Below are 25,116 nucleotides of genomic sequence, written 5' to 3' on the forward strand. Positions count from 1 at the left end.
TGGCGGGCGCGCTGATTCGGAACGGTTCATCCTTTTGCTGCACCGGGTCCCAGCATTTCCTCGATCTGACGAAGTAATTCGTCCCGCTTTTCCTTCGACAGACCACGCAGACGCAATTCGAGTCGGTCGTCGCCATAGGTTTTCAAATCGCCGACGGCCACGCCCTCGAGTTTGATTTCGAGTCGCTGCGCGTATCGTTGGCGTCCGGCCACCTTCGACGATTCCTGCGTATTGGCGCGTCCCTTGACGATGTCCGCGACCTGCCGCGTGCTCAGATCGTCCGATACGATTTTGTTGATGAGTCGCAGCGTGGCATCGGTGCCGCGGGCGGTTTGGTAGCGCGTCACTTGGTAAGCCATGTTCGAGCCGAAGCGATCGGACCGCGCGACCATTTCATGCATGACGTTCTCGGGCAGCTTCGCGATCGACATTGCCACTGCGATGGTCGATTCGTCGAGGCCGAGATGATCGGCGAGTTCGCGCTGGCTCTGGAAATGTTTCTCGTCGAGAAAGCGCTTCCACACGACAGCATTGTCGAACACAGTCTGCGAGTCACGCTGCACATTCAGGTCGTAGCCGAGCTTGTAGCTTTGAATTCCAATCGGAAGGTCGACGACCACGGCCTTCACCGTCTCCTTGTTCGCCTCCTTCAACGCCCGCACGCGCCGCCCACCGTCGCTCACATAGAACGTCCCGTCGTTTTCGTAGTCGGGGATGACGTGGATTGCTTGCTGCTGGCCCTGCTTCGCCAGGTTCACGGCCAACTCGGCAATTGATGCCTTCAGGTAGAAATGGCGCGGGTTGAACGGGCTTGGCTTGATGGCCTTCAACGGCAGTTCGATGATTTGCCCTGCCACATAACGGTTTGCCCGGCGCCACGCTTTGTAGAGGTCGGATTCCGTGCTGGATTGCGACTCCTGCGGGTCGTCAGAAGTGAATGCGCTTGAGCGGCCGTTCGCAGCGGGCTGCTTGGCGTGGTCGTTGCTGACGATTCCGTCGATTGCATTTAGCCGATCAAGCGCCGTTCTTTTCTCGCTGCTCGTGGTATCGGGGCGGGCCTTAAAGCCTTTGGCGAACTGAGACGGTTTCATTCAAGGTCCTTTATGCGCATAAAGTCAGGGGAGCATGGCCAGAATTTCGTCTGCACACGCGCGAATCTCGATTGCCGCGAGCCGGGCGCCGCGGTCGCTCATCTGCAGGACAGTCTGTCCGAGCGCCATTGCTTGCTTGTAGCACTCTCGAGTAGGAATCTGTGTTTTCAGAAGCGGAAATCCCAACTCTTCGAGAGCAACCTTCAACTCTCGAGTCAGCATGCGCTTTTCCTCGGTCTTGTTCAGCAGGAAAACCGCGCGCAGATCCTCATTCATCGTTTGCGCTTGTTGGATCAGCTTGACCAGACCGACACTCGACCAGTAATCAGCCGGAGACGACGAAGTCGGAATGACGGCGATCGTTGCAGCGAGGAGGACGACACCCGAGACCTTCTCGGTGATCGACGGCGGGCAGTCCACGACGATGATGTCGTAGTCGGCCACAAACTTCTTGATTTCCCGATGAATCTGCCCACCTGCCTCGGAGAGATTGACGACAGGAAACGGAATGCCTCCTGTGCTTTCCGAACTCGCACTCGTCCAATGAATCAGCGTGTTCTGACCGTCTGCATCCACTACGAGCACTCGCTTCTTCTTCTCGTGAAAGGCTGCGCCAAGGTGCATCGCTATCGTGCTTTTTCCGACCCCGCCCTTCTGCTGCGTGATCGCTATGATTTCTGCTGCCACGTGATCGACTCCCTAATTTTTAAGGCTGCGGAATTTTACATCGACGATTAGCAAATTTTAGTCGTGAGATAAAAAATACGATTGACTTAGGCCATTTGGGCTAGGTTTATGCGCATAAAGTAGTTGTGCGCCGGCAACAACCAAGCAGTCAGCAGGAAGCAGACGGTCGATTTGTCACTTTGCTGTGATCGTCCGGGCCGAGCACATTCGGTCCGAACTCGTTTGGAATGCGATAAGCGTCCAGAGCGCATGTTTGCGACGATCTCAATCGACGCGCTTTATGCGCATAAAGTTTGATCTTTCGAGGCGCGCGCGTACGCCAGTCAAATGAAACTTGGCCTAATCGGCTCGCTCGCGGAATGGCGACATCAACGGCGGTAAAGCCGATTTCACGTCAACGATTTCACTGCGCGAGACCAAAGCCATTGAGATCGCGCCTGCAACAGCAAAGGTCTTCGACTGTCACGGCCAGTTCACCATCGATCATCGAATTGCCGAAAACCATTCGTGTTGCGACCCCGCCCACGGTCTTTGCCGTTTCACCGTCGTCGACCAACCCTTGGGCCTGGGAATCGCACGACTAGCGCGTCTGAAAAGTCCGCTTCGCTGGTCAATCCCGAAAAGGCTCACCTTGATTCCGAGCTTGCGATTTGCCAAGCCACCATCGAACGATCCGCCGCCACCTGTTTCATTTGCTTACATTCGGACTCGTCCTAGGGTATTCCCGTATTTTGAGACGTAATATTCAGATCAACGCAGACGAGTACCCGCTTGCTCTTTCGGTGATTCAGACGATGGAAAAAGTACACGACTGCGCCGCGGCTTCTCCGAAGGATGTTGCAGGACGCCGCACCCCAGTGCTTATCACTTCGCTGTTCATTTTTTTGGAATTACCATGAAATCCTTCATTTCGACCCTGTCCAGCATCGCCGCACTCGGCGCAATCGCAGTTGCTTCGACGGGCGCACAAGCTGCCGACGGCACGATCACTTTCACGGGTGCAGTGTCGGACACGACGTGCTCGATCAACACGGTCGCCTCCGGCGCTGCCGACAAGGCTGTGACCCTGCCGACGGTTTCGACCCGCACGCTCGGCGCGAATGGCGCCACCGCCGGTACCTCGGCGGCAACCGATCTGACGTTCGCCCTGACGGGTTGCAGCGCCGGTGCAACGAAGGCCGTCGCGCATTTCGAGAATGGCCCGACCATTGACCAAACCACCGGTAACCTCAAGAACCAGTCGGTGGATGCGGGTGCGGCCACCAATGTCCAGGTTCGTCTGTTGAACGCGTCGCTTCAGCCAATCAACGTCGTGACCAACGCGAACAACGATTTGGCCGGCAACGGCGCGGCAATCGTCACCAACGCAGCAAACCTGAAGTATTTCGCCCAGTACTTCGCGACGGGCGCAGCAACGGCTGGTCCGGTCAGCACGTCGGTTCAATACACGATGCAGTACCAGTAAGCAGTACCAACAGGCGTCCGCGTGTGCAGACGCCTGTTTCTTCGACCAAATTTAGAGACAGCTTTTCACGGAGATACATGATGAAGTCGCTTACCCGAATTGCATGCGCTTTGGGCCTTGCCGCTCTGCTGGCCGCAGGCAGCGCAGCCGCGAGCGTCACTGTGGGCGGAACGCGCGTGGTGTATCCCCTTGAGAATCGTGAAGTGACGGTCAAGCTTGATAACGACCGGCCCGATCCATCGCTCGTTCAGGTGTGGATCGACAAAGGCAATGCCGACGCTAAGCCCGACGAATCGAGCGCGCCTTTCGTGTTGACGCCGCCGATCTTTCGCATGGACGGCCACAAGTCGCAGACGCTGCGCATGATGTACACGGGCGACGCGCTGCCTCAGGATCGCGAGTCTGTTTTCTGGCTCAACGTGCTCGACGTGCCGCCCAAAGCGAAGGCGGCTCAGGACGTCAACACGCTGCAATTCGCATTTCGCACGCGCATCAAGGTATTCGCGCGTCCGAAGGGTCTGCCGGGAACGCCTGAGAAAGCGGCTGAAGAGTTGACATGGAAGATCGTTCCGTCCGCTGACAAGAATGGGTATGCCGTAAGCGCGACGAACCCTTCGGCCTACCACGTCTCGTTCAGTGAGATCGACGTAGTGAGCGGCAATCAGACCTATAAGAACGAGATTGGCGGCATGGTCGAGCCGAAAGGCACGACGGTGTTCCCGATCAAGAACCTCAATGCGATTCCCTCGGGCGCTCGCGTGAAATACATCGCCATCAGCGATTTCGGCGGCGCCATGCCGAACGAAGCACCGCTCGGCGAATAGCCCGACACCGTCGTCGCCTCGCTGGCGGCGACGCAGTACGCGCCCGACCCGCGTCGCGGCGCACATCGATTTTCCCTTGCGCGCTCCAGTCTCGGACTGCCTCCCAGGCAGCCCGCCGGGAAAACTCGCGCCTGAATCACGATCGAATTACCCAGGTTTGAATCATGAAGATCCCCGCACCCCGTGTTCCGAGTCAAAACGAGTTCGCGCTGCGCCTGAAGCCCATCGCTGCGATTGCGTTGGCGATGATGGCATGCGCCGCCGTTCCGCAAGCCATGGCCGAAGGATCCGCGAAGGATACGACGAAGTCGGGCACGCTGGATCAGGTTCAGTTCGACGATACCTTCCTGCGCGCGCAAAACGGCGAAGCGATCGACGTGAACCGTTTCACGCGCGGGAATGCGGTGTCGCCGGGTAAGTATGTCGTCGAGATCGTCGTCAACGGCTCGCGCATCGCGCGTGAGGACGTTCGCTTCGTGGCGAACAAGGGCGAGATTGCCGCGCGTCCGTGCCTGAGTCGCGCGTTGCTGCAGCGCGCGGGAGTCGATTTCGGAAAGGCCGATGCGGCGGCCGGACGGGGAAACGCAGTGCCGGCGGCTGATGCCGAACTGTGCGGCGACATCGGCAGCATTGTTCCAGGCGCGACTGTCGATTTCGACTTCGAGGAACAACGTCTCGAAGTGAGCGTGCCGCAAGCGTACATGCGTAACTCGGCGCGCGGCTACGTGTCGCCGGATCAGTGGGACCAGGGCGTCAACGCCGGCTTTCTCAGCTACAACGCGAACACGTTTCGCACCGGCGGTTCGGGACTCGACTCGACGCAAAGCTATCTTGGCCTGAACGCGGGCGTGAATATCGGCGCGTGGCATTTGCGGCATCAGTCGTCGGTCACGGCCGCGACCGGACAGTCGACGCAATTCGACAACATCGCCACCTACGTGCAGCGCGATGTCGAAAAGCTGCGCGCGCAGGTGACGCTCGGCGATTCCTACACGACGGGCGAAGTCTTCGACAGCGTCTCCTTCCGTGGTGCCCAGATCGCAACCGACGACCGCATGCTGCCCGAATCGCTGCGCGGCTACGCGCCGGTCGTGCGCGGCACCGCCGAGTCGAACGCCCGCGTGACGGTGCGCCAGAACGGGCAGGTTCTGCTCGAAACCAACGTATCGCCCGGTCCGTTCGAAATCAACGACCTCTATTCGACCGGTTACGGCGGCGATCTGGTCGTCACCGTGACGGAAGCCGACGGCCGGACGAAGACCTTCACGGTGCCGTTTGCATCGGTTGCGCAATTGCTGCGCCCCGGCGTCACGCGATTCAGCGCGACCGCGGGCCAGCTTCGCAACGATTCGCTCAACGACAAACCGGTTTTCGGCCAGTTCACCATGCAGCGCGGCCTGACCAACGCGATCACCGCATACGGCGGCGCGATCGCGGCGACCGGCTACGGCGCGGTGAATCTCGGCGCGGCGCTGAACACGAAGGTCGGCGCGTTCTCCTTCGACGTGACCGGGTCGCAGACTAACGTGCCGGATCAGGATTCGATGCACGGCGCGAGCCTCCGGCTCGGCTACAGCAAGTTCTTTACGCCGACCGACACGAACGTCGCAGTGGCCGCGTATCGCTTTTCGACTTCGGGCTTCCTGAACCTGAACGACGCGGCATCGGTGCGCGACATCGCGAGCCGCGGCGGCGACATCAATGCGATCTATCGCCAGCGCAACCGTGTGCAGGTGACAGTCAACCAGCGTCTCGGCGAAAGCGGCTCGGTGTTCCTGAACGGTTCGTCGCAGAACTACTGGAATCGCAATGGCACCGACACGCTGTATCAGGCGGGCTACACGAACGGCTTCAAGTACGGCACGTACAGCGTGACGGCCGGCCGCTCGCGCACGATGGATGGACGTTTGTCGAACGAATTCATGCTTAGCACGACGTTGCCGCTTGGCCGCGCCGCGCACGCGCCGACGCTGACGACCAACGTCACGCACAACTCCGGCAGCGGTACGAATACGCAGGCGAACGTCAGCGGCTCGCTCGGCGAATTCAATCAGTTTTCCTATAACGGTTACGGCAACTACAACACGGGCGGCTCGCACAACTCGGGCACCACCGGTGTGAGCGGCACATACCGTGCGCCGTATGCAACGGTCAATGCGTCGGCGAGCGGCGGAAGCGGCATGTATCAAGCCTCGGCAGGCGTGCAAGGCTCGATCGTCGCGCATCCGGGAGGCGTGACATTCTCGCAGACCGTCGGCGACACCTTTGGCATCGTGCAGGCGCCGGCGGCGAAAGGTGCGAACGTATCGAGTTCGCCGGGCACGAAGGTCGACTCGCATGGCTATGCGGTGATTCCGTATCTGTCGCCGTACAGCATGAATGTGGTGGACATCGACCCGAAGGGCACGTCGACGGATGTCGAATTCAAGTCGACGTCCGCGCAGGTCGCGCCGCGTGCGGGGTCGGTCGTGTTGCTGAAGTACGAGACGGTGACCGGACGCGCTGCGCTGATCCGCGCGCCGAAGCTGGGCGGCGGTGCGTTGCCGTTCGGCGCGAGCGTGGAAGATGCAGCGGGCAAATCGGTCGGCGTGGTCGGGCAGGACAGCCGGATCTTTGCGCGCGGGCTTGAAGACCGCGGTGCGTTGAGCGTGAAGTGGGGCGACGGCCCGCTCGAAATGTGCCGGATCAGCTACACGCTGCCGCAGCCGACTGACAAGACGACGGGCTATTTGTCGGTGGAGTCGCAGTGTGTGATCGGGGCGCAGCTTGAGGCCGCAACGGGGCTCAAGGCGCGTGTTGAAGGCCAGGCAACCGCCGAAGTTAATTGACGACTGTTCCGTTTTTCGCGCAGTACTATCGGCTTGCTACCGGCGCCGTGACCGGTACGGTGCGCGCCGCAGCCGTCTACACGATGAGCTACCAGTAACGATCTCCGCGCTCCTTTTCGTAGAGGAGCCAGCGCCAAGTCTCCGCGAAACCAGCACTTCCAGCGCCGCAACGGCGCTCACGCTCGAAACACCCGTCCCATACGATGCCGATCGATCCAGGCCACGCGGCTTCGATCGATCCCGTCGATTCTCGAGGCGCAGCACTCGCCGCCTCATCGAAAGATCCCGGCACGCCGCATCGTGCGTTTCGCCTATCCCATCCAGCCGATGGAGCCTCCGCGCGTAATCGCCTATCCTAAGCGAACCTGTCACCCAGTCCGCGTCTGATCCGACGCCCGGAGCGACCATGACCGTTCGCAATCTCGATGTTCTGTTTCGCCCGCAGTCGATCGCCGTGGTCGGCGCGTCGCTGCGTCCTCGCAGCATCGGCGCGATGGTGTGGTCGCAATTGTCGCAAAGCGGTTTCGCCGGGCCGCTCTGGCCGGTGAATCCGAAGCACGAGCGGCTGGGCGAGCACCCCGCCTTCTACGATGTGCGCGACCTGCCCGAGGCGCCGAGCGTCGCGGTGCTATGCACCCCGCCGCCGACGTGGCCGAAAATCGTCGAGCGGCTGGGCGAAGGCGGTACGAAGGCGGTGGTGATCGTCGGCGCGGCTGGCGCGCGGCAGGCCGAGGCGCCAGCGAGCCGGAGTCGCCACGATCGCGACGACTGGGTCGCCCGCACGCTTGCCGCCGCGCGTCCGTTCCTGTTGCGCGTGGTCGGTCCAGGGAGCGTCGGTGTGCTGACGCCGTCCATCGGCGCGTGTCTCGGCGCGCCCGCGTGCAGCGTCAAGGCGGGCGGCGTCGCTTGGGTGTCGGCCTCGAACGCGCTGACGAATGGCGTGCTCGGCTGGGCGGGCGCACGCGGCCTGGGTTTCTCGCGGGTGGTCGCGCTCGGCGACGAAGCCGACGTCGACGCCGGCGACATCCTCGATTTCCTCGCGAGCGATCCCACCACGCGCGCTATCCTGCTCGCGATCGAATCGGTCCGGGCGGCGCGCAAGTTCATGTCGGCGGCGCGGGCGGCGGCGCGCAACAAGCCGGTCCTCGTCCTGCGCACCGGCCAGGACGACCCGTTCGATGCGCTCTACGGCGCCGCCTTCCGGCGCGCGGGCCTCGTGCGGGTAGATTCGCTCGACGACCTTCTCGACGAAATCGAGACGCTCGGCGTCGGCCGGGTCGCCGCGGGCGATCACGCGACTGTCATCACGAGCGATCCCGGCGTGGCGGCGCTCGCCGTCGACGCGTTCACCGCAGCCGGCGCGAGTCTCGCGCAGTGGCCGGTCCCCGCGCGTGACGCGGTCAGCGCAGCCTTGCCACGCGCGCAGGCGGGCAATCCGCTGCTGCTCGGCAACGACGCAGTGCCTGCCGAATTCGGCGTCGCGCTCGAAGCGCTCGCCGCGCATCGTGAAACCGGCACCGCGTTTGTCGTCCACGCGCCGACCCACAGCGCGCCCGTCGCCGAGGTGGCCCGCACGCTGATCGCGGCGCGGCGGCACGCGTACCGGGGGCTGCTCGCGTGCTTCTTCGGCTGCGTCGATGCAGCGACGCGCGACGAACTCCATGCGAACGGCATCCCGGTCCACACCACCCCGCACCGGCTCGCACGCGGCTTCGCGCGTCTCGTCGACTATCGCCTCGGCCGCGAACTGCTGATGCAGACGCCGGAAGGGCTTCCCGCCATCATCCCCGACGAAATCGAAGCCGCCCAAAGCGAAGCGCGCGAAGCGCTCAAGAGCGGGATCGCGGAACTGGAAGGCGAGCGCGCGGCGCGCTTGCTTGCGCGCTACAGCATCGTCGTGAAGCCGGGGCCGGCGGGCGCGCGAAGCCATGAGGCAGTCGAGGTCGAAGTGCGGATGCTGAACCATCGCGTGTTCGGACCCGCGTTCGAATTTCGCGCGGAAGGTGCGCTCGGATTGCCCGACGCGCTGCATGAATTTGCGCTGCCGCCGCTCAATCCGGTGCTCTCGCGCGACCTCGTGATGCGCTCGCCGCGCGCGCGGGAATTGCCCACCGAGACGTTGCTGGCCGCACTCACCGCGCTTTCACAACTGGTCTGCGACGTCGAGCAGATCGTCGCGCTGCGGCTCACGATGCGCGTGACGCGCGACTCGGTGGCCGTGCACGAGCCGCACCTGACGCTCGGCGCGCATCGCAAGCCGCTCGCGATCGTGCCGTATCCGCGCTACCTCGAAGAGACGTTCGACTGGCGCGGCATGCGCCTGACGGTGCGGCCGATCCGCCCGGAGGACGAGGCCGCGCACAAGGCGTTCGTCGCGGCGAACACCGCTGAGGATTTGCGATTGCGGTTTTTCGGTGCCGTGCGCAGCTTCGACCACTCGCAGCTCGCGCGCATGACGCAGATCGACTACGACCGCGAGATGGCGCTGATCGTGTGCAGGGCGGACCCGAGCGGCGCGACGGAGACGCTTGGCGTGGTCCGCGCGATCGCCGATCCGGATAACGAGACGGCTGAATTCGCGGTCGCGGCGCGCTCGGACATGAAGGGCCAAGGGCTCGGGTCGCTGTTGCTGTCGCGGATCATCGACTACTCGCGCAATCGCGGCACGCGCTGGATGATCGGCGAGGCGCTGCGGGAAAACACGCCGATGATCGAACTGGCGCGCCGCGCCGGATTTCAAGTAGCGACGACGGAAGATCCGGGTGTCGTCGGATTCCGCATGCGGCTTTGCGACGCGAAGCCGGACGTGGTCCGCGACACGGCGCCGTAGAGATTCGCTGCGCGCCTCAAGCCGCCAGCTTCGTCAGCGCCTCGTCCACCTGCGCACGCGACACCGCCAACTCATCGAGCCACGCCTGCGCATACGCGCTGCCCGTCTCGCGTTCCAGCCGCGCGATCGTCGCGGCGCAGCGCGTCGAATCCTTCGGCGTCGCGATGAAGCCCTTCACCGACGCCCCCGACGTGAACGCCTCGAACAGCGGCACGCGGATGTCGTCGGGCAGGGCGCGCGTCGTCCATTGATACGGCTTGCCGTTGTGCGTCAATTGCGGCGGCAGCGCGCGTTCCTTCTTCGCGGCCGGAATCAGGCCATAGGTGCGCGCCGCATCGCCGATCTGCTCGGGCGAGAAAAGTTCGTCCGGGCCGATGTCGAATTGCTGGATGAAGGTTTCGATCGACTGCATCGCGGCGGCGCGATCATCGCGCTTTTTCTGCGCGCGGGCGACGATGTCGCGCAGTTCGTCCGCTTCCTCGGCCGTGATCGTGAAGCTCGACTGCTTTTGCTGAAGTTCGGAAAAACGCTGGAATTCGGGATCGGAAAGGAGTTTCGCCATGGAGATTGCTTTTGTCGCAGAGAGGTCGCAGAGCGCGGCCGGCAGCCGAAACAGCCGCCCGCTTTTTTAAGAGGGCCGCCATTCTAACGCGTCGCCGCGCCGTCAGTCCGAATCCGGTCCCGGCGCATCGCGAAACATCGACAACCCTGCCGCCGACTCCTTCAATAGCTCGGTCACGGTGTCGATCGACGGCGCGACGTATTCGTCGATGCGCCGCATGTAGGGACACGTCAGCGCGGCGATTGCCTCGCCCGACGGGCCGAGCAACGGGAACGTGACGTCGGTCACGCCGACCGTCTGTTGACTGTCCTTGCGCGAAAAACCGTCCTGCCGGATCTCCTGGTAAGCCGCCTCCAGCACGTCCCGATCGAGCGCGATCTCCCCCTTCACCTTGGTGTGCTCGGCGAGCATGTGCTCGCGCTGCTCGGCGCTCTGGAACGCGAGCAGAACGCGCCCGGAGCCCGTGTCGATCAGCCCCACGCGGGACCCGAGCCGCACCGAAATCCCCCACGTCCCCGGTCCGTCGACCTGCGCGATCACAAGCAGGTTGCCGCGGTCGTACACGGCGAGATGCACGGATTGCTCGGCGGCATCGGCGAACCGCTGCATCGCCGGAAGTGCCTCCGCGATCAGCCGGTTCATCGGCGGATGGCGATGCGCGAGCGCATAGAGCTTGAGGCTCAGCGAATAGCGGTCGCCGCCGGGCGAGCGCACGACGTACTGCCGCGCGACCAATCGCTCCAGCATCCGGTACATCTCGCTCGCGTTGCGCCCGAGCAGCTTCGTGATTTCCGCGCGGGTCAGGCCGTCCTTTTGTTCCGCCAGCAATTCGAGGATGTCGAGCCCCTTGTCCAGCGCGGGCGCGCGGTATCGGTCGGCATCGTTGTTGTCTTCCACGTCCATTCCCGGTCGATTCATGTTGGGCCGCGCCGAGTGTAAGCCGTCCGTCGCGCCGACGGCACGCGCCGCACGCTAGGGAAACTACCGACCGATGCTGCAGCGCACTTTCCTTGACTTAGCGTTGTTCGTATATGAATAATACGTTCATAGATGAATTAACGCATCAAGGCAAACCCGAAGCGCGAAGGCCGAACTCGAAGAGCCGACACACCCACGCAGTCAAACGAGCACATCAGGAGACACGCACATGACGTTCATCAAGGGGCTGCCCACGGCCCGCCGCATCATCGCCGCCGTCGTGACGGCAAGCATCGCGGGGGCCGGCCTCGCAGGCGTGGCGCAGGCCGCCGATGCCGGCAAGGTCGGCCTCGGCTTGCCGCTGCTCACTTCGCCGTTCTGGCAGTCGTACAACAACTACCTGCCGGTCTACGCGAAGCAGATGGGCCTCGACATCCTCGCGCCCGTCAACTCGAACGGCGACCCCGCGCAGCAGATCACCGACATGAACAACCTGCTGAATCTCGGCGCGAAGGGGATCGTCGTCGGGCCGCTGGATTCGGCCGCGATCAGCCGTGCGCTGGATGCGTCGTCGGCGAAGAGCGTGCCGGTCGTCGCCGTCGACGTCGCGCCGACGCAGGGCAAGGTCGCGATGGTCGTGCGCGCCGACAACCGCGCATACGGCTCGAAGGCGTGCGACTACATCGGCGAGCACGTGAAGTCGGGCAAGGTCGTGCAGATCATGGGCGACTTGGCGTCGGTGAACGGGCGCGACCGCTCGGAAGCTTTCCGCGCGTGCCTGAAGAAATATCCGGGCCTCTCCCTGCTCGAAATCCCGGCGGCGTGGAAAGGCGACGTCGCGGCGACCGCGCTCGACAGCCTGCTGACCGCGAATCCTGACGTGAAGGCGATCTACATGCAGGCGGGCGGCGTCTATCTCTCGCCGACGCTGCAGACGCTGCGCCGCAAGCAACTGCTCTTCAAGGCGGGCGATCCGAAGCACGTCGTCATCGTGAGCAACGACGGCATCTCGCAGGAATACGACGCGATCCGCCGCGGTGAAATCGACGCTACGATTTCCCAGCCTGCCGACCTGTACGCGAAATACGGCCTCTTCTACATCAAGGCCGCGCTCGCCGGACAGACCTTCAAGCCCGGCCCGACCGATCACGGCAGCACGATCGTCCAGCGCGCGCCCGGCATCCTCGAAGACCAGCTTCCCGCGCCGCTCGTGACGAAAGCGAACGTCGACGACAAGTCGCTCTGGGGCAACACGATCAAGTGAACGCCATGTCGAACGTTCCAGTGGTAGAGGCGCGCGGCGTGACCAAGCGCTTCGGCTCGACGGCTGCGTTGAACGACGTGAGCATCCGCGTGATGCCCGGCGAGTCGCATGCGCTCGTCGGGCGCAACGGCGCGGGGAAATCGACGCTGGTGTCGATGCTGACCGGCTTGCGCAAGCCCGACACCGGCGACGTGCGCTTCAACGACGAACCCGCGCCGCCGATCGCCGATCGCGACGCGTGGCGCGAACGCGTCGCGTGCGTCTATCAGCACTCGACGATCATCCGCGAGTTGTCGGTTGCCGAAAACTTGTTCATCAATCGCCAGCAGCAGAAGGGCGGCGTGATCGACTGGCGCACGATGCGGCGTGACGCCCGCGCGCTTCTCGATCACTGGAAGATCGACGTGCGCGAGGACGCCCGCGCCGGCGATCTCACAGTGGAAGCGCGGCAACTCGTGGAAATCGCGCGGGCGTTGTCGTACGGCGCGCGCTTCATCATCCTCGACGAGCCGACCGCGCAACTCGACGGAGACGAAATCAAGCGGCTTTTCCGGCGCATCGAGGAGTTGCAGCGCGAAGGCGTGACGTTTCTGTTCATCTCGCACCATTTGCAGGAGGTGTACGAAATCTGCCAGGCGGTGACGGTGCTGCGCGACGCGCGGCATATCGTCAGCGCGCCGGTGTCGGCGTTGCCGCGCGAGAAGCTGATCGAGGCGATGACGGGCGAGCAGGGCGGCCTCGCCGTCGCCGATGCAAGCGCGCGGCCCGCGTTGCCCGCCGATACGCCGGTCGCCTTGCAAGTCGAAGCGCTGGCGGGCGACGACTACGAAGGCGTGTCGCTCAGCGTGCGCCGGGGTGAAGTCGTCGGTTTGACCGGCGCGACGTCGAGCGGGCGCACGAGCGTCGCGGAGGCAATCGCCGGATTGAAGGCGCAGCGCGCGGGCGCGATCCGCGTCGATGGCCGCGCGCTCCCGCCCGGCGACGTGCCCGCCGCCTTGGCGCATGGCGTCGGCTGCGTGCCGAAGGACCGGCATCGCGAGGGGCTGGTGCTGTCGCAATCGGTGGCCGAGAACGCATCGATGACGATCGCGCGCACGCTCGGGCGCTTCGGCATCGCGTCGCCGGCGAAGAAGAACGCTTTCGGGCGCCGCATGATCGACGCGCTCGGCATCAAGACGCAGGGGCCGGAACACGCAGTGTCCGGCTTGTCGGGCGGCAACCAGCAGAAAGTCGTGATGGCGCGCGCACTCGCAACCGATCCCGACGTACTGGTGCTGATCGATCCGACCGCCGGCGTCGACGTGAAATCGAAGGAAGCGCTGCTGGCAGTCGTGGACCGCGTGCGCGACGAGGGCAAGGCGGTGCTGGTGGTATCGGGCGAACTCGACGACCTGCGCACTTGCGACCGCGTCCTCGTGATGTTTCGCGGCGCGATCGTCGCCGAATTTCCTGCCGGCTGGCAGGACCATGAACTGATTGCATCGGTCGAAGGAGTGAGTCTCCATGAAGAATAACGTTTCGAGTCCGGCGCTGGCCGGCGCTGCGCCGGGCGCGAGCATCGGCGTGCGCGGGAGACGTCCGCGCATCGAACTCGCGCGGTTTCGCGATCTCGCGCTGTTGCCCGCGCTCGCGTTGCTGCTCGCAATCGGCGCGTTCGTCAGCCCGAGCTTTCTCACGAAGGCGAACCTGATCAGCATTCTCGGCGCATCGGCGGCGCTCGCGCTCGTCGTGCTCGCCGAATCGCTGATCGTGCTGACGGGCAAGTTCGACTTGTCGCTGGAATCGACCGTCGGCATCGCGCCCGCAGTCGGTGCGATGCTCGTGATGCCGGCCGCGTCGGCCGGATTCGGCTTCGAATGGCCTGCGGCGGCGGGCTTGCTCGCGATCGTCGTGGTCGGCGCGGCGGTCGGGTTTGTCAACGGCTTTCTTGTCGTCCGGTTGCGGCTCAACGCGTTCATCGTGACGCTCGCGATGCTGATCGTGCTGCGCGGGATGCTCGTCGGCGCGACCAAGGGCGGCACGCTCTTCGACATGCCGCCGTCGTTCTTCACGCTCGCGACCGCGCTGGTGCTCGGCCTGCCGGTTTCGGTGTGGCTTGCGGCTGTGGCGTTCGGCATTGCCGCGTTCATGCTGCGTTATCACCGGCTCGGCCGCGCGCTGTATGCGATCGGCGGCAACCCGGAGGCGGCGCGCGCGGCGGGGATTCGCGTCGAGCGCATCACGTGGGGCGTATTCGTGCTCGGCAGCGTGCTCGCGTCGATTGGCGGACTGGTCGTGACCGGCTATGTCGGCGCGATCAACGCGAACCAGGGCAACGGCATGATTTTCACGGTGTTCGCGGCGGCGGTGATCGGCGGCATTTCACTCGACGGCGGCAAGGGCACGATGCTTGGCGCGCTGTCGGGCGTGTTGCTGCTTGGGGTCGTACAGAACCTGTTGACGCTTGCACAGGTGCCGTCGTTCTGGATTCAGGCGATCTATGGCGCGATCATCCTTGGTTCGCTGATGGTGGCGCGGCTCGCGGGCGGCGAGGGGCAGGATTGAGATGAGTGACATGAACGACACCGATCGGCGCCTGATTTTATTGAGCCCTGACGACAATTGTCTGGTCGCGGGGGCGCGGCTTGAAGCGGTCGAGACGCTGATGATCGGCGGCGAGGGTGTAACGCTCGACAAGGCCATCGAGCTGGGACACAAGGTTGCGCGGCGCGCGTTGAAGGCGGGTGACAAAGTGCTGCGCTACGGCGCGATCATCGGGCACGCGACCAGTGACGTCGGCAAGGGCGAGCACCTTCATACGCACAATCTCGCGAGCGATTATCTGCCGACGTATACGCACGAGGCGGGGCAGGAGTTCGTGCATCGGTGAGGCGCAGCCAACCCGACCCCGACCTCTCCCCAACCCACCGAGAACCCCGATGAAAAAGCCCAGCCTGCAAGGCTACCTCCGCGCCGATGGCCGCAAAGGCATCCGTAACGTCATCGCGGTGGCGTATCTGGTCGAGTGCGCGCATCACGTCGCGCGTGAGATCGTCGCGCAGTTCCGCCCGGCGTTCGACGCTTTCGACCAGACGCAACCCGACGAACAAGAGCAAGAACCCCCCGTCCACCTGATCGGCTTCCCGGGTTGCTACCCGAACACCTACGCCGAAACGATGATGGAGCGCCTCACGACGCATCCAAACGTCGGCGCGGTGCTTTTCATCTCGCTGGGATGCGAGAGCATGAACAAGCACCATCTCGTCGATGCGGTGCGCGCGAGCGGCCGCCCGGCGCATGTGCTGACGATCCAGGAAAATGGCGGCACGCGCAGCACGATCCAGAACGGCCTCGACTGGGTCCGCGAAACCCGCGCAAAACTCGCCCGTCAACAAAAAGTGCCGATGGCGCTCGATGAACTCATCGTCGGCACGATCTGCGGCGGCTCGGACGGCACGAGCGGCATCACGGCGAACCCCGCCGTCGGCCGCGCGTTCGACGCATTGATCGACGCCGGCGCCACCTGCATTTTCGAGGAAACCGGCGAACTCGTCGGCTGCGAATATCACATGGAAAAACGCGCGGCGCGGCCGGAACTCGGCGCCGAAATCGTCGCGTGCGTGGCGAAGGCGGCGCGCTACTACTCGATTCTCGGACACGGCTCGTTCGCCGTCGGCAACGCGGACGGCGGCCTCACGACGCAGGAAGAAAAGTCGCTCGGCGCATATGCGAAGAGCGGCGCGTCGCCGATCGTGGGCATCGTCAAGCCGGGCGATATTCCCCCCACCGGCGGCCTGTACCTGCTCGACGTCGTCCCCGACGGCGAACCGCGCTTCGGCTTCCCCAACATCAGCGACAACGCCGAAATCGTCGAACTGATTGCGTGCGGTGCGCACGTGGTCCTGTTCACGACCGGACGCGGCTCGGTGGTCGGCTCGGCGATCTCGCCCGTCATCAAGGTCTGCGCGAATCCGGCGACGTACCGCAACCTCTCGGGCGACATGGACGTCGACGCCGGCCGCATCCTCGAAGGCCGCGCGACACTCGACGAAGTCGGCCGCGAGGTGTTCGACGTGACGGTGGCGGTCGCGGCCGGCGCGGCGTCGAAGTCGGAGTCGCTCGGGCATCAGGAATTCATCCTGACTTACAAGACTTTCGAGCCGGTCGGGCCGGCGTGTTTGCCGCGGACTGCGTCGGCGCGTAATGTCGTGGAAATTGCCTTGCAATGAGGTCACGCAGATGAACCCTGGAACATACGACGCCGTGGCGCGTCGCCGCAAGATCGGCCGCACGGCGCTGGAAGTCACGGCGCTGTCGCTCGGCAGCGCGCCGCTTGGCGGGCTGTATCACGAGTTGTCGGAGGAAGCGGCGCTCGCGACCGTGGCCGCCGCGTGGGACAGCGGCATCCGCTTCTTCGATACCGCGCCGCACTACGGCCACACGAAGGCGGAACACCGGCTCGGCGACGCGCTGCGCCGCTATCCGCGCGCGGATTATGTGCTGTCGACGAAAGTCGGCCGCCGTTTCGTGCCGCGCACGACACCGTACGACGGCAGCGAAGGCTGGGCGAATCCGCTGCCGTTCGAAGCCATCTACGACTACACCTACGACGGCATCCTGCGATCGTTCGAAGACAGCCAGCAACGGTTCGGCATCGTCGACATCGACATCGTGCTGGTCCACGACATCGGCCGTTACACGCACGGCGAAAAGAACGCGCATTACTGGCGGCAACTCACGAACGAAGGCGGCTTTCGCGCCCTCGACGAACTGCGCAAGACGCGCGGCGTAAAGGCGGTCGGTCTCGGCGTGAACGAAGGCGCGGCGATTCTCGAAGCGATGGCCGAATTCGACATCGACTGCGCATTGCTCGCGGGCCGCTACACGCTGCTCGAACAAGCGGTGCTCGATGATTTGCTGCCCGCCTGCGAAAAACGCGAAGTCAGCATCCTGCTCGGCGGCGCGTTCAATTCGGGCATTCTCGCGCGGGGCCTCGCTTCAAAGGCCGAAGGCGACCTCAAATTCAATTACGGCGATGCGCCGCAGCCGATCGTGGAGCAGGTCGCGCGGCTCGAGCGCGTATGCCGCGAACATGGCGTCGCGCTGTCGAGCGCCGCCCTGCAATTTCCTTATGCGCATAAAGTAATTGCCACGGTGCTGATGGGCGCGCGCAGCGCTCACGAAGTGCACGAGAACGCGGCTTCGTTCGCGCAACCGCTGCCCGCCGCGCTGTGGGATGCGTTGCGTGCCAACGGCTTGCTGCATCAAGCGGCGCCGGTGCCAGCATGAAAATCGACGCGCATCAGCATTACTGGGACCCCGCGCGCGGCGACTACGGCTGGCTGAAGCCGGAGATGCAGGCGCTGTATCGCGTGTTCGGGCCGGGCGACTTGAAGCCGTTGCGCGAGGCAGTCAATGTGGAACGCACGGTAGTGGTTCAGGCGGCGCCGACCGTCGATGAAACCCGCTATCTGCTCGACCTTGCGCGGGCGGAGGAATCGATTGCGGGTGTGGTCGGCTGGGTGCCGCTCGATGCGCCGGGCGCGCCCGATCTGATCGACGAACTCGCGCGCGAGCCGAAGTTCAAAGGCGTGCGTCCGATGCTGCAAGACCTCGCCGATGACCGCTGGATCGAAACCGCATCGATCGAACCGGCGATCCGCAAGCTGATCGAACGCGATCTCGCATTCGATGCGTTGATCTTCGCGCGCCACATTCCTTCGCTCGTGACGTTCGCGACGCGTTATCCTGAATTGCGGATCGTGATCGATCATGGCGCGAAGCCGCCGATCCGCGATGGCGACGCGGGCCGGCAACCATGGGCCGACGGCATCGAGCAACTTGCCGCGCTGCCGCAGAAGCTGTCCTGCAAGCTTTCGGGCCTCGTGACCGAAGCCGCGCCGCAATGCGACGAAAAGATATTGAAACCCTACGTCGAACATCTTTTAAAACATTTCGGCGCACAACGTCTGATGTGGGGCAGCGACTGGCCGGTGCTGAACCTGAACGGCGACTACGCCGGCTGGCATGACGCGGCCCGCACCCTCTGCGCCCACCATCCAGATCTCAAAAAGACGGATGAAGACGCAATCTTCGGCGCAAATGCCCGCACGTTCTATCGCCTCTGAAGGCGCGAAATACCCGACATGTCTCAAAAATACTTTCGACGGGAGCTGTAGATGATACAAAGACTGGCAGGCAAGACGGTGCTGATCACCGCGGCGGGGCAGGGAATCGGACTCGCGACGGCCGAGCGTTTCGCGGCCGAGGGCGCGCGCGTGATCGCGACCGACATCCGCACGGACTCGCTGGAAGGCAAGCCGTTCGAAGTGCGCACGCTCGACGTGCTCGACACTGCGGCGGTCAACGAACTGGCGAAGGAACTCGGCGCAGTCGATGCGCTCTTTAATTGCGCCGGCTTCGTGCATGCCGGCTCGATCCTGGAGACGAGCGAGGAAGACTGGGACTTCGCCTTCAACCTCAATGCGAAGGCGATGTTCCGTACGATTCGCGCCTTCTTGCCGGCGATGCTCGATAACGGTGGCGGCTCGATCATCAACATGTCGTCGGCGGCGTCGAGCGTGAAGGGCGTGCCGAACCGCTTCGCGTATGGTGCGTCGAAGGCGGCCGTGATCGGGCTGACCAAGGCGATCGCCGCCGATTTCGTCACGCGCGGCATTCGCTGCAACGCGATCTGTCCGGGCACGGTCGATTCGCCGTCGCTGCAGCAGCGCATCGCGGAGCAGGCGGCGGCGCAGGGCGCGAGCGTCGAGCAGGTGCACGCGGCGTTCGTCGCGCGCCAGCCGATGGGGCGGGTCGGCAAGCCGGAGGAAATCGCGGCGCTGGCGCTGTATCTCGCGTCGGATGAGTCGTCGTTTACGACCGGCCAGATTCATCTCATCGATGGCGGCTGGTCGAATTAAAGCAACCAGGTACCCACCGAGTACCTTTTGAAATACGAGGATCAAACCAGATGAAACTGCTTCGTTTTGGGCCGAAGGGTCAGGAAAAACCGGGTCTGCTGGACGCGGACGGCAAGATTCGCGATCTGTCGGGCGTCGTCGACGACATCGCCGGCGACACGCTCACCGACGCCGGTCTGGCGAAACTGCGCGCCATCGATCCGGCGTCGCTGCCGGCGGTCGCGGGCGAGCCGCGCATCGGCCCGTGCGTCGGGCACGTGGGCAAGTTCGTGTGCATCGGCCTGAACTACGCCGATCACGCCGCCGAATCGAACCTGCCGGTGCCGACCGAGCCGGTGATCTTCGGCAAGTGGACGAGCGCGATCTGCGGCCCGAACGACGACGTCGAGATTCCGCGCGATTCCAGAAAGACCGACTGGGAAGTCGAACTGGGCGTGGTGATCGGCCGGCACGCCAAGTACGTCGATGAAGCGAGCGCGCTCGACTACGTCGCGGGCTACTGCGTGATCAACGACGTCTCCGAGCGCGAGTGGCAGCTCGAACACGGCACGCAATGGGACAAGGGCAAGGGATTCGACACGTTCGGCCCGCTGGGTCCGTGGCTCGTCACGAAAGACGAAATCGCCGATGCGCAGAAGCTCGACCTGTGGCTCGAAATCGACGGTCATCGCTATCAGAACGGCAACACGCGCACGATGGTGTTCAACGTCGCGCAACTGGTGTCGTACCTGTCGAAGACGATGAGCCTGCAACCCGGCGACGTCATTTCGACCGGCACGCCGCCGGGCGTCGGCATGGGCGTGAAGCCGAATCCGGTGTACCTGAAGGCAGGCCAGACGATACGCCTCGGCATTCAGGGCCTGGGCGAGCAGCAGCAGAAGACGGTTGCCGCGAAATAAGCCGTGCATGGGCCGTTGCTCATGGCAACGGCCTTCTCAGTCGTGCAACCCGGCGCGCTCGACACACTCGACGAAATACTGCGCCGCTGCGCTGAACACCAGATCCTTCCGATGCATCAGGCCGAGCGTGAGCCGGGGCAACGAAGCATCGACGTCGAGTCGCGCGAGAACGCCGCGCGCAACGTACTCATCCAGCAGGAAATCCGTCCACACGCTCACCACGCCCGGCTCGCTCGCCAGGTCCGCATAGAGCCGCTGCGACGTGCACACGCTGATGCGTCGCGGACGCGCCAGTTCGCGCGCCCCGCAGAACGCAGACCAGAACGCCGGCACGCTTTCCCGCGCGAAGTTGTAGAGCCAATGCGCGTCGCGCAATGTCGACAGCAGCGGCTCCTTCGCCAGCGCGTCGCCGCTTGAAACCGCGAGCGATTGCGTCACGCTCCCAAGCGGCGTCACGCGAAATTCGGCGGTCACATCCGTATCGGCGACGAAGGCCACGCACAGGTCGAACGAACCATCGCGCAGGCCATCGACGATCTGCGCCGGCTGGCATTCGTACACGTTTAGTTGCGCAGCGGGGAAGCGCTGCCGGAATGCGCGGAGCGCATCCGGCATGCCCGCCGATGCAGCCAGCAAGGACACGCCAATCGAAAGTGCCGGATCGGCCGACGTCCTCATCTCCTCCAGTTCCTGCCCGGCGCGCGCGATCTCCGCGATCACGGTGCGTGCCCGCCGCACCAGCACTTCGCCGTATGGCGTCAGCCGCACGCCCGCGCCGCTTCGCACGAGCAGTTGCAGGCCAAGCTGCGTCTCGAGTTCCTTGATGCTTTTCGTGACGGCGGGCTGCGAGATGCACAACGCCTCGGCGGCTGCCATGAGCGTGCCGCGCTCGGCGATCGCAACGAGCGTCTGCAATTGTCGGGTCTTCATCGCGCGTTCATAAGCATTCGCTATGGCCATGAGAAATTGGAAATTGACGCGCCGGCCGCGCCGCTAGCATGTGGGCGGCGTAAAGCATACAGGGAGACCCATGCACACCGAAACAATCGACCTCGACCTCGACCTCGACCTCGACGAGCTCGTCGCCTTGCGGCGCGACATCCACGCGCATCCGGAGATCGCGTTCGAGGAAGCGCGCACGAGCGAACTCGTCGCCGCCAAATTGCGCGCGTGGCATATCGAAACGCATACGGGCGTCGGCAGGACCGGCGTCGTCGGCGTGGTGCGCGGCGCGCGCGGACCCGGGCGGACGATCGCGCTGCGTGCCGACATGGACGCCTTGCCGATGGAAGAAGAGGGCCGTCCGCTCCATCGGTCGCTCAAACAAGGCGCGTTTCACGGCTGCGGTCACGACGGGCACACGGCGGTGCTGCTCGGCGTCGCGCGGCATTTCAGCCAGCGGCGCGATTTCGCCGGCACGATCCTGCTGATCTTCCAGCCCGCCGAGGAAACCGGCGGCGGCGCCCTCGCGATGCTCGCTGACGGTCTGCTCGCCCGCTTTCCCTTCGACGAAATCTACGCGCTCCACAACGCGCCGCACTTCGCGCCGGGCACGTTCGGCGTGCGCGACGGCGCGATGCTCGCCTCCTGCGACGAACTGAAGATCAGGATCGGCGGCGTCGGCGGACACGGCTCGTCGCCGGACAAGACGAAGGACCCGATCAGCGCCGCCGCGCAACTCATCTGCGCATTGCAGACCGTGGTCAGCCGCTCGACCGATCCGAGTGCGATGGCCGTGCTGAGCATCGGCAGCATTCACGCGGGCACGACGTCGAACGTGATTCCGTCGCATGCGGAACTGCTCGGCACGTTGCGCACCTTCGACGAAGCCATCCGCGCGCGGGCGAAAGCGCGCATCGAAACGATCTGCGCGGGGATGGCGATGACGACCGAATGCGCCATTGACGTGAGCTTTTACGGGAGCTCGCCGGCGACGGTCAATCATCGTGAACAGGCGCAGGCGGCGGCGCTGGCTGCCGTCGATGTGTTCGGCGCTGAAAACGTGCTGCGCGATTTCGCGCCGCTCAACGGCTCGGAGGACTTCTCCGAATTCCTGCTGCACAAGCCCGGCGCATACGTGCTGCTCGGACAGGGCGGGGTGTATTGCCACCATCCCGAATTCGATTTCAACGACGACGTATTGCCGCTCGGCGTGCGCTTTTTCGTCGGGCTGGCGCTTGCGCGGCTCGCTCACCAGGGAGACACACAATGACGCTGAAATTGACCGGCGCACTCGCAGCACTTGCCATCGCCACGACGGCCCACGCCACCGACCTGCGCTTCGGCACCGACGCCGCCTACCCGCCCTACGAATACAAGCTGCCCGACGGCCGCCTCGCGGGCCTCGACATCGACATCGGCAACGCGCTCTGCGCCGCCGCGAGGGTGAAATGCGTGTGGGTCGAGAACAGCTTCGACGGCATGATCGCGGGCCTCCAGTCGCGCAAGTTCGATGCGATCAACTCCGCGCTCGCGGCCACCGACGCGCGCCGCGCCGTGATGGACTTCACCGCGCCACTCTATCCCGCCGACATCCGCCTCGTCGCGAAGAAAGGCAGCGGCTTGCGGCCGGATGCGAAGTCGCTCGCGGGCAGGCATGTGGGCGTGTTGCAGGGCTCGGTGCAGGCGGCCTTCGCGAAGGCCAACTGGGCGAAGAACGGCGTCGCCGTCGATGAATACGCGGATCAGAACGCCGTGTACGCCGATCTCGCGAACGGCCGGCTGGACGCGACGCTCGTGCTCGGCGCCGCGGCGCGGAGCGGCTTTCTCGACAAGCCGCAGGGCGCGAATTTCGAACTGACGGGGCCGCGCGTCGACGATCCGGCGATCCGGGCGGCCGGCGCGGTGATCGGCGTAAGGAAGAACGATGCGAAAACGCGTGACATGCTCGACGCCGCGCTAAAGCAGCTTCGCGACGACGGCACGATAGACAGGCTCATGCACAAGCATCTGGGCGACGTGCGCACGTCCAACTGACGGCGATGTCCGTGCCGGAATGAAAAACCTCGCCGCAGCGAGGTTTTTCCGACGATCAACCGAGCCCCGCCCGGCGGACGAACGGGCGATCTCAGGCGTTGAACATCGGCTCCGAGGCGCCTTCGCCGATGCGGTTGATCGTGCCTTGCGCCACCGCGACCAGCCGCTCGGCGTTGCCGTCGGTCACGTAGACATCGCACTGGCAGGTCGCCTGCGTCATGCCGGCGTGAATCACGCGCGCCCGCGCCATCAACGTGCCGGACACCGCCGGCCGCAGATAGTTGATCTTGTATTCCCCCGTCACCACCTTCGGACCGAGCCGCAGCGCGCCTGCGAAGGTCAGCGCGTTGTCGACGAGATAACTCACTACGCCGCCGTGCACGAAACCGTGTTGTTGCCTCAGATCGTCGCGAATGGTCAGACACAGCGTGAGACTCGCTGAATCGACCTGCATCAGTTTTGTGCCCAGCAAAGCGCTGAACGGTTGCGCGTTCAGCGCCCCGCGTGCGATATCGACGATTTCGGCCATTCGGACACTCCTTGGGTGGGTTCGGTGCCGTCCTGCAAAGACTGTAGGTAGCGTTCGCCCACTCTGCAAGGAAGTTCGCCAAAACCCGCTGAAATTATTTCATCGTGATTTCAGATTGCGCCAAGCTCAACCCGGCAGTGAAGCGTAGGCGGTCGCGAGATGATAGGGCGTGGTCGAAGGCATGTCGGCGCGCGTCACCACGCCCTCCGCCGACTGGCACTCGATCCAGCCGCGCGCATGCAGGAAGCGCTGGCGAAAGCGCTCGATCTGCAACGGCAATTCGGCGCGCACGGTGTCGCTGTCGTGTGTCGCGAGCGCGCGCAGGTATTCGGTCTGCGCCCAGATGCGCTGTGTCGCGTCCAGCACGCGGCCGCTTTCGTCGAGCGCGGCCGCGACGCCGCCCGTCGTCGCATCCACGCCGTACGTCCGAGCGAAATCGAATGCGCGCGCGAGCGGTTCGCGCAGGCCGGCTGCGTCGAACGCCGGGTGACGGCTGCCTTCCACGAGAAAGAACCATTCGAACTGATGGCCCGGCTCCAGCCGATTGCCCGCCGAGCCCAGCGGCAATTCGGCGATGCAGCCGCTTTCCTGATGCACGAAATTTCGCGCGATATCGCGTGCGAGTGCTTCGAGACGGACGTCGAACGCACTGTCGCCCGTGGCATCGCGCGCGGCGAGCCACGCTTCGGTCAGATGCATCAGCGGGTTCTGCAAGGGCGTCTCCAGCACGCCGCCAAAGTCTTCCGACAACACCGCGTTCAATCCGCCGTGCCCCGCCGCGAAGCGTTGCTCGACGAGCGCGGAGGTCTCGTTCACGATCGTGATGGCGTCGGCGGAACCGCTGCGCTGTGCGTATTCCGCGCACGCGAAGATCACGAACGCGTGCGTGTACAGGTCCTTCTGTCGCTCGAATGGCCCGCCGTTCGCGTCGACGCTGTAGAACCAACCGCCATTTTCCTTGTCCTGAAAATAGTGTCGCAACGACGCGAAGAGCGTCTCCGCATGCGCGAGTTCGCCCGAGTTGGCGAACACGAACAACTGGCGCGCGCAGGCCATCGCCCGGTAACGCGACACCGGCAACGGCGCGTGACGGTCCGGCGACACCGCTTCGTAGGCGAGCCCGAGCGCCGCGTTGAATCCGGGGCCGCGCCAGACCGGCAGCACGACGCGTGCGTAGTGATCGCGCAGCGCGGCGCTGGGGGTGATCGACAAGGCATCCGGGTGGTGGTCGTGCATACGCGGTTCTTTGGTGGTGTAAACGTTCGGGTTGGCGCCGTCCGGCATCGAATCTGCGTGCTCCGCGCAACCCGGACTGCGCGGGCCCAAGCATAGCAAACCCGC

22 protein-coding genes are annotated in these 25,116 nt (G+C 64.4%); 15 read left to right on the forward strand and 7 right to left on the reverse strand.

Translation table 11 applies throughout. The features are described 5' to 3' along the window. Positions 1–26: 26 nt before the first annotated feature. On the reverse strand, positions 27–1,091 hold the full coding sequence (locus AWB68_RS10980; protein ID WP_087644368.1) for a ParB/RepB/Spo0J family partition protein: 1,065 nt from the start codon (positions 1,089–1,091) through the stop codon (positions 27–29). 24 nt (positions 1,092–1,115) lie between these two features. After that, on the reverse strand, positions 1,116–1,778 hold the full coding sequence (gene parA, locus AWB68_RS10985) for a ParA family partition ATPase (RefSeq protein WP_087644369.1): 663 nt from the start codon (positions 1,776–1,778) through the stop codon (positions 1,116–1,118). 895 nt (positions 1,779–2,673) lie between these two features. On the opposite strand from parA, the gene AWB68_RS10990 reads away from it, so the two are divergent. The 4 genes from AWB68_RS10990 to AWB68_RS11005 all read left to right on the forward strand — a co-directional run bounded on the left by AWB68_RS10990 (position 2,674) and on the right by AWB68_RS11005 (position 9,725). Beyond that, complete coding sequence (locus tag AWB68_RS10990) at positions 2,674–3,243, forward strand: fimbrial protein (protein WP_087644370.1); 570 nt, start codon at positions 2,674–2,676, stop codon at positions 3,241–3,243. Between the two features lie 80 nt (positions 3,244–3,323). Beyond that, entirely contained in the window at positions 3,324–4,067 is a 744-nt protein-coding gene (locus AWB68_RS10995; RefSeq protein WP_087644371.1) for a fimbrial biogenesis chaperone, read from the forward strand. 164 nt (positions 4,068–4,231) lie between these two features. Next, positions 4,232–6,895 (forward strand): fimbria/pilus outer membrane usher protein, encoded by a 2,664-nt coding sequence (locus AWB68_RS11000; RefSeq protein WP_087644372.1) that lies wholly within the window; start codon positions 4,232–4,234, stop codon positions 6,893–6,895. Between the two features lie 406 nt (positions 6,896–7,301). Next, complete coding sequence (locus AWB68_RS11005; RefSeq protein ID WP_087644373.1) at positions 7,302–9,725, forward strand: GNAT family N-acetyltransferase; 2,424 nt, start codon at positions 7,302–7,304, stop codon at positions 9,723–9,725. 16 nt (positions 9,726–9,741) lie between these two features. On the opposite strand, the gene AWB68_RS11010 is transcribed toward AWB68_RS11005, so the two are convergent. Together AWB68_RS11010 and AWB68_RS11015 are read right to left on the reverse strand one after the other, a co-directional pair. Next, positions 9,742–10,287 carry a hypothetical protein gene (locus AWB68_RS11010; protein WP_087644374.1) on the reverse strand — a complete coding sequence of 182 codons (546 nt, stop codon included), beginning with the start codon at positions 10,285–10,287 and terminating at the stop codon, positions 9,742–9,744. Between the two features lie 102 nt (positions 10,288–10,389). Continuing rightward, positions 10,390–11,190, reverse strand: coding sequence for an IclR family transcriptional regulator (locus tag AWB68_RS11015; RefSeq protein WP_087644375.1), 801 nt, complete (start codon positions 11,188–11,190; stop codon positions 10,390–10,392). Between the two features lie 244 nt (positions 11,191–11,434). Here AWB68_RS11015 and AWB68_RS11020 point away from each other — a divergent pair, with 244 nt between their 5' ends. From AWB68_RS11020 to AWB68_RS11060, 9 genes are read left to right on the forward strand one after another with little or no spacing between them, the layout of a single operon-like run. Next, complete coding sequence (locus tag AWB68_RS11020) at positions 11,435–12,469, forward strand: sugar ABC transporter substrate-binding protein (protein ID WP_087644376.1); 1,035 nt, start codon at positions 11,435–11,437, stop codon at positions 12,467–12,469. 5 nt (positions 12,470–12,474) lie between these two features. After that, positions 12,475–13,983 (forward strand): sugar ABC transporter ATP-binding protein, encoded by a 1,509-nt coding sequence (locus AWB68_RS11025; protein WP_087644377.1) that lies wholly within the window; start codon positions 12,475–12,477, stop codon positions 13,981–13,983. Beyond that, positions 13,973–15,013, forward strand: coding sequence for an ABC transporter permease (locus AWB68_RS11030; RefSeq protein ID WP_087644378.1), 1,041 nt, complete (start codon positions 13,973–13,975; stop codon positions 15,011–15,013). The genes AWB68_RS11025 and AWB68_RS11030 overlap by 11 nt, the downstream gene beginning before the upstream one ends. Before the next feature lie 10 nt (positions 15,014–15,023). Beyond that, positions 15,024–15,338 (forward strand): UxaA family hydrolase, encoded by a 315-nt coding sequence (locus AWB68_RS11035; RefSeq protein WP_374729568.1) that lies wholly within the window; start codon positions 15,024–15,026, stop codon positions 15,336–15,338. A gap of 49 nt (positions 15,339–15,387) precedes the next feature. Continuing rightward, positions 15,388–16,677, forward strand: a complete 1,290-nt coding sequence (locus tag AWB68_RS11040; protein ID WP_087644380.1) for a UxaA family hydrolase — start codon at positions 15,388–15,390, stop codon at positions 16,675–16,677. Between the two features lie 10 nt (positions 16,678–16,687). Next, a complete protein-coding gene (locus AWB68_RS11045) occupies positions 16,688–17,737 on the forward strand; it encodes an aldo/keto reductase (protein ID WP_087644381.1) in 1,050 nt (349 codons plus the stop codon). Then, positions 17,734–18,576 (forward strand): amidohydrolase family protein, encoded by an 843-nt coding sequence (locus AWB68_RS11050; protein WP_087644382.1) that lies wholly within the window; start codon positions 17,734–17,736, stop codon positions 18,574–18,576. The genes AWB68_RS11045 and AWB68_RS11050 overlap by 4 nt, the downstream gene beginning before the upstream one ends. Positions 18,577–18,627: 51 nt before the next feature. Next, positions 18,628–19,371 carry an SDR family oxidoreductase gene (locus AWB68_RS11055; protein WP_087644383.1) on the forward strand — a complete coding sequence of 248 codons (744 nt, stop codon included), beginning with the start codon at positions 18,628–18,630 and terminating at the stop codon, positions 19,369–19,371. A 50-nt stretch (positions 19,372–19,421) separates the two neighbouring features. Further along, positions 19,422–20,270 (forward strand): ureidoglycolate lyase, encoded by an 849-nt coding sequence (locus tag AWB68_RS11060; RefSeq protein WP_087644384.1) that lies wholly within the window; start codon positions 19,422–19,424, stop codon positions 20,268–20,270. 36 nt (positions 20,271–20,306) lie between these two features. Here the strand turns inward: AWB68_RS11060 and AWB68_RS11065 are convergent, their stop codons facing one another. Next, positions 20,307–21,200 carry a LysR family transcriptional regulator gene (locus tag AWB68_RS11065; RefSeq protein ID WP_160109996.1) on the reverse strand — a complete coding sequence of 298 codons (894 nt, stop codon included), beginning with the start codon at positions 21,198–21,200 and terminating at the stop codon, positions 20,307–20,309. Between the two features lie 100 nt (positions 21,201–21,300). Here AWB68_RS11065 and AWB68_RS11070 point away from each other — a divergent pair, with 100 nt between their 5' ends. Both AWB68_RS11070 and AWB68_RS11075 read left to right on the forward strand, forming a co-directional pair. Then, positions 21,301–22,482: an amidohydrolase gene (locus AWB68_RS11070; protein WP_087644386.1), complete on the forward strand. Its 1,182-nt coding sequence runs from the start codon at positions 21,301–21,303 to the stop codon at positions 22,480–22,482. Beyond that, the gene (locus AWB68_RS11075) at positions 22,479–23,246 is read left to right on the forward strand and encodes a transporter substrate-binding domain-containing protein (RefSeq protein WP_087644387.1); all 768 of its coding nucleotides are present in this window, start codon (positions 22,479–22,481) and stop codon (positions 23,244–23,246) included. The genes AWB68_RS11070 and AWB68_RS11075 overlap by 4 nt, the downstream gene beginning before the upstream one ends. Positions 23,247–23,337: 91 nt before the next feature. On the opposite strand, the gene AWB68_RS11080 is transcribed toward AWB68_RS11075, so the two are convergent. Together AWB68_RS11080 and AWB68_RS11085 are read right to left on the reverse strand one after the other, a co-directional pair. After that, positions 23,338–23,775, reverse strand: coding sequence for a PaaI family thioesterase (locus tag AWB68_RS11080; protein ID WP_087644388.1), 438 nt, complete (start codon positions 23,773–23,775; stop codon positions 23,338–23,340). 126 nt (positions 23,776–23,901) lie between these two features. Further along, a complete protein-coding gene (locus tag AWB68_RS11085) occupies positions 23,902–25,011 on the reverse strand; it encodes an AGE family epimerase/isomerase (RefSeq protein ID WP_087644419.1) in 1,110 nt (369 codons plus the stop codon). Positions 25,012–25,116: the final 105 nt, after the last annotated feature.

This window comes from Caballeronia choica, from assembly GCF_001544535.1.
GTDB classification, from domain to species: domain Bacteria; phylum Pseudomonadota; class Gammaproteobacteria; order Burkholderiales; family Burkholderiaceae; genus Caballeronia; species Caballeronia choica.

Bases quoted from the DNA above. Each gene is read 5' to 3' on its own strand.
- AWB68_RS11035 (WP_374729568.1), top strand. From the start codon at position 15,024: ATGAACGACACCGATCGGCGCCTGATTTTATTGAGCCCTGACGACAAT.
- AWB68_RS11005 (WP_087644373.1), top strand. From the start codon at position 7,302: ATGACCGTTCGCAATCTCGATGTTCTGTTTCGCCCGCAGTCGATCGCC.
- AWB68_RS10980 (WP_087644368.1), bottom strand. From the start codon at position 1,091: ATGAAACCGTCTCAGTTCGCCAAAGGCTTTAAGGCCCGCCCCGATACC.
- AWB68_RS11010 (WP_087644374.1), bottom strand. From the start codon at position 10,287: ATGGCGAAACTCCTTTCCGATCCCGAATTCCAGCGTTTTTCCGAACTT.
- AWB68_RS11075 (WP_087644387.1), top strand. From the start codon at position 22,479: ATGACGCTGAAATTGACCGGCGCACTCGCAGCACTTGCCATCGCCACG.
- AWB68_RS11065 (WP_160109996.1), bottom strand. From the start codon at position 21,200: ATGAAGACCCGACAATTGCAGACGCTCGTTGCGATCGCCGAGCGCGGC.
- AWB68_RS11030 (WP_087644378.1), top strand. From the start codon at position 13,973: ATGAAGAATAACGTTTCGAGTCCGGCGCTGGCCGGCGCTGCGCCGGGC.
- AWB68_RS11020 (WP_087644376.1), top strand. From the start codon at position 11,435: ATGACGTTCATCAAGGGGCTGCCCACGGCCCGCCGCATCATCGCCGCC.
- AWB68_RS11085 (WP_087644419.1), bottom strand. From the start codon at position 25,011: ATGCACGACCACCACCCGGATGCCTTGTCGATCACCCCCAGCGCCGCG.
- AWB68_RS11000 (WP_087644372.1), top strand. From the start codon at position 4,232: ATGAAGATCCCCGCACCCCGTGTTCCGAGTCAAAACGAGTTCGCGCTG.
- AWB68_RS10990 (WP_087644370.1), top strand. From the start codon at position 2,674: ATGAAATCCTTCATTTCGACCCTGTCCAGCATCGCCGCACTCGGCGCA.
- AWB68_RS11045 (WP_087644381.1), top strand. From the start codon at position 16,688: ATGAACCCTGGAACATACGACGCCGTGGCGCGTCGCCGCAAGATCGGC.
- AWB68_RS11070 (WP_087644386.1), top strand. From the start codon at position 21,301: ATGCACACCGAAACAATCGACCTCGACCTCGACCTCGACCTCGACGAG.
- AWB68_RS11050 (WP_087644382.1), top strand. From the start codon at position 17,734: ATGAAAATCGACGCGCATCAGCATTACTGGGACCCCGCGCGCGGCGAC.
- AWB68_RS10995 (WP_087644371.1), top strand. From the start codon at position 3,324: ATGAAGTCGCTTACCCGAATTGCATGCGCTTTGGGCCTTGCCGCTCTG.
- AWB68_RS11055 (WP_087644383.1), top strand. From the start codon at position 18,628: ATGATACAAAGACTGGCAGGCAAGACGGTGCTGATCACCGCGGCGGGG.
- AWB68_RS11060 (WP_087644384.1), top strand. From the start codon at position 19,422: ATGAAACTGCTTCGTTTTGGGCCGAAGGGTCAGGAAAAACCGGGTCTG.
- AWB68_RS11080 (WP_087644388.1), bottom strand. From the start codon at position 23,775: ATGGCCGAAATCGTCGATATCGCACGCGGGGCGCTGAACGCGCAACCG.
- AWB68_RS11025 (WP_087644377.1), top strand. From the start codon at position 12,475: ATGTCGAACGTTCCAGTGGTAGAGGCGCGCGGCGTGACCAAGCGCTTC.
- AWB68_RS11015 (WP_087644375.1), bottom strand. From the start codon at position 11,190: ATGGACGTGGAAGACAACAACGATGCCGACCGATACCGCGCGCCCGCG.
- AWB68_RS11040 (WP_087644380.1), top strand. From the start codon at position 15,388: ATGAAAAAGCCCAGCCTGCAAGGCTACCTCCGCGCCGATGGCCGCAAA.